Genomic DNA, 2,998 nt, shown 5'->3' with positions numbered 1-2,998 from the left:
GCCCAGTGCGCCAGGGCCCAGCCGCGCCGCCGCTCGCCGCCCTGCGCCGCCGGGGTCTTCGGGACGGTCACGGTCACGGTGCGCGTGCCGTCGGGGCCGTTCGAGGCGGTGGACGAGGTCGACGGTACGGTCGTCGGGGCCGACGGGGAGGCCGAGGGCGTGGCGGCCACTTCGGCGCCCGTCTCCTGGAACGCGTCGCGCCCGAAGTCCCGTACGAGCGCGGCACGTACCGCGTCCGGGCCCCCGGGCGGTGTGCTCGGACGGCCGTCGCAGGTGAAGGTGGCGCCCGCGCGCCCGGTCAGGGCCGCGGCGAGGAGCGTGGCGTCCGGCTCGTGCTTCGCGTACGCCTCCGGGAAGCCGCTGCGCTGGACGCGCTGCGCGGCGACGGTGAGCGGCAGTTTCGTGTAGTCCGGCACCTTCTCCAGCTGTTCGTAGAACTCGCCCGCCGCGTACGCCGGGTCCAGGATCTCCTTCTCGGTGCCCCAGCCCTGTGACGGCCGCTGCTGGAACAGGCCCAGCGAATCACGGTCGCCGTGGCTGATGTTGCGCAGGGCGGACTCCTGGAGGGCCGTCGCGAGGGCGATGGTGACGGCACGCTCGGGCACGCCGCGGCTGGTGCCGACGGCCGTGATCGTCGCCGCGTTCACCGCCTGTTCCGCCGTGAACTCGTACGACGCTCCGTCGCCGCTGCCGGAGACGACCGTGCACTTCGGTTCTCCGGTGCTCCCTGTCAGGTACTGCACGGCGAGATAGCCGGCGAGGGCGAGCAGCACGACGAAGGCGGCTCCGGAGCGGAGGAGACGGCCACGGCGTACGGACCTGGCGGAGGTGGGGGACGGCTCTGGCACGCGTACAAGGTACTGGAGAGTACTGTCCGCCATCTGTGGGACTGTGGACAAGGCAGTGACGGCAGAGGTATCAGGCCACCGACCGGGCCGGGACGCGCCTCGCGTTAGGGTCGACGGCATGGCCGACACCCAACTTGACCTCGCCCTGGACGCCGCCCGGCTCACCGCGCAGCTCGTCGACTTCCCCTCCGAGAGCGGCACCGAGAAGCCCCTCGCGGACGCGATCGAGGGCGTCCTGAGGGGCCTGCCCCACCTGACGGTCGAGCGGTACGGCAACAACGTCGTCGCGCGTACGAACCTGGGCCGGGCCGAGCGCGTGATCCTGGCCGGCCACATCGACACGGTCCCGATCGCCGACAACGTGCCCTCGCGCCTCGACGAGGACGGCGTGCTGTGGGGCTGCGGCACCTGCGACATGAAGTCGGGCGTCGCCGTCCAGCTGCGGATCGCGGCCACGGTCCCGGCACCCAACCGCGACCTCACCTTCGTCTTCTACGACAACGAAGAGGTCGCCGCACACCTCAACGGGCTGAAGCATGTGTCCGAGGCACACCCGGAGTGGCTGGAGGGCGACTTCGCGGTCCTCCTGGAGCCGTCCGACGGGCAGGTCGAGGGCGGCTGCCAGGGCACCCTGCGCGTGCTGCTGCGGACGAAGGGCGAGCGGGCGCACTCCGCGCGCGGCTGGATGGGCTCCAACGCCATCCACGCCGCCGCCCCGATCCTCGCGCGCCTCGCCGCCTACGAGCCGCGCTACCCGGTCATCGACGGCCTGGAGTACCGCGAGGGCCTCAACGCCGTCGGTATCTCGGGCGGGGTGGCGGGCAACGTCATCCCCGACGAGTGCGTGGTGACCGTCAACTTCCGCTACGCGCCCGACCGCACGGAGGCCGAAGCGCTGGCCCACGTCCACGAGGTCTTCGCCGACTGCGGTGTCGAGGAGTTCGTGGTCGACGACCACAGCGGCGCGGCGCTGCCGGGCCTCTCCCACCCAGCGGCCGCCGCCTTCATCGAGGCCGTCGGGGGCACCCCCCAGCCCAAGTACGGCTGGACGGACGTCTCCCGGTTCAGCGCGCTCGGCGTCCCGGCCGTCAACTACGGCCCCGGAAACCCGCATCTGGCACACAAGCGGGACGAAAGGGTGGAAATCGTGAAGATCCTCGCGGGCGAGGAGCGGCTGAGGGCGTGGCTGACCGCCTGACCCGTACCTGACGGCGGTTCATGGCGGACATGTCGGCGTCCCCCCTCCGTAACCCGCGTAGATCTACGCTGGGGTGGAACGACCCGCACGCGTGAAGGGAGCGGACATGGCTACTGGCAACCCGGAGGGCAAGAAGCGGCCACCGGAGGAGCAGCGGCTGGGCCCCGTGCTGCGCAGGCGGGGACAGGTGCAGGCGAGCACCACGGACCAGCGGCTGCTTGACGCGGGCGGGCCCTCGGACTGGGTCCACACCGATCCCTGGCGGGTGCTGCGCATCCAGTCGGAGTTCATCGAGGGCTTCGGTACGCTGGCCGAACTGCCGCCCGCGATCAGTGTGTTCGGCTCGGCGCGGACGAAGGCGGACTCTCCGGAGTACGAGGCGGGGGTCGCGCTCGGGCGCGGTCTGGTCGAGGCGGGCTTCGCCGTCATCACGGGCGGTGGGCCCGGGGCCATGGAGGCCGCCAACAAGGGTGCCTGCGAGGCCAAGGGCATCTCCGTCGGGCTCGGCATCGAGCTGCCCTTCGAGCAGGGGCTCAACCAGTACGTCGACATCGGGCTCAACTTCCGCTACTTCTTCGTGCGGAAGATGATGTTCGTGAAGTACGCCCAGGGGTTCGTGGTCCTGCCCGGCGGTCTCGGCACCCTCGACGAACTCTTCGAGGCGCTCACCCTCGTCCAGACCCAGAAGGTCACCCGCTTCCCGATCGTCCTCTTCGGTACGGAGTACTGGGGCGGCCTCGTGGACTGGCTCAAGAACACCCTGATCGCCCAGGGCAAGGCCTCGGAGAAGGACCTCCTCCTCTTCCACCTCACGGACGACGTGGACGAGGCGGTGGCGCTGGTTTCGAAGGAGGCGGGGAGGTAGGGGTTTTTCCTCGCCCCCGCCGCCCCTACCCGTCCCGTCCCTGGGGGCTGCCGCCCCCAGACCCCCGCATCGCGCTGACGCGCTCGT

3 protein-coding genes are annotated in these 2,998 nt (G+C 71.2%); 2 read left to right on the top strand and 1 reads right to left on the bottom strand.

What is annotated here, in order from left to right:
• A partial coding sequence (locus O3Q52_RS51385) for a heavy metal transporter (protein WP_269655288.1) occupies positions 1–848 on the bottom strand: 848 nt, incomplete at its 3' end.
• 118 nt (positions 849–966) lie between these two features.
• On the opposite strand from O3Q52_RS51385, the gene dapE reads away from it, so the two are divergent.
• Both dapE and O3Q52_RS51375 read left to right on the top strand, forming a co-directional pair.
• Complete coding sequence (dapE, locus tag O3Q52_RS51380; RefSeq protein ID WP_269655287.1) at positions 967–2,046, top strand: succinyl-diaminopimelate desuccinylase; 1,080 nt, start codon at positions 967–969, stop codon at positions 2,044–2,046.
• A gap of 106 nt (positions 2,047–2,152) precedes the next feature.
• Positions 2,153–2,911, top strand: a complete 759-nt coding sequence (locus tag O3Q52_RS51375; RefSeq protein ID WP_055618012.1) for a TIGR00730 family Rossman fold protein — start codon at positions 2,153–2,155, stop codon at positions 2,909–2,911.
• Positions 2,912–2,998: the final 87 nt, after the last annotated feature.

Origin of the sequence: Streptomyces sp. ActVer, from assembly GCF_027270795.1 — a bacterium.
GTDB classification, from domain to species: Bacteria; Actinomycetota; Actinomycetes; order Streptomycetales; family Streptomycetaceae; genus Streptomyces; species Streptomyces umbrinus_A.
The sequence above is the reverse complement of the archived record's forward strand: the minus strand, read 5'-3'. Positions and strand labels throughout refer to the sequence as shown.

Bases quoted from the DNA above. Each gene is read 5' to 3' on its own strand.
- dapE (WP_269655287.1), top strand. From the start codon at position 967: ATGGCCGACACCCAACTTGACCTCGCCCTGGACGCCGCCCGGCTCACC.
- O3Q52_RS51375 (WP_055618012.1), top strand. From the start codon at position 2,153: ATGGCTACTGGCAACCCGGAGGGCAAGAAGCGGCCACCGGAGGAGCAG.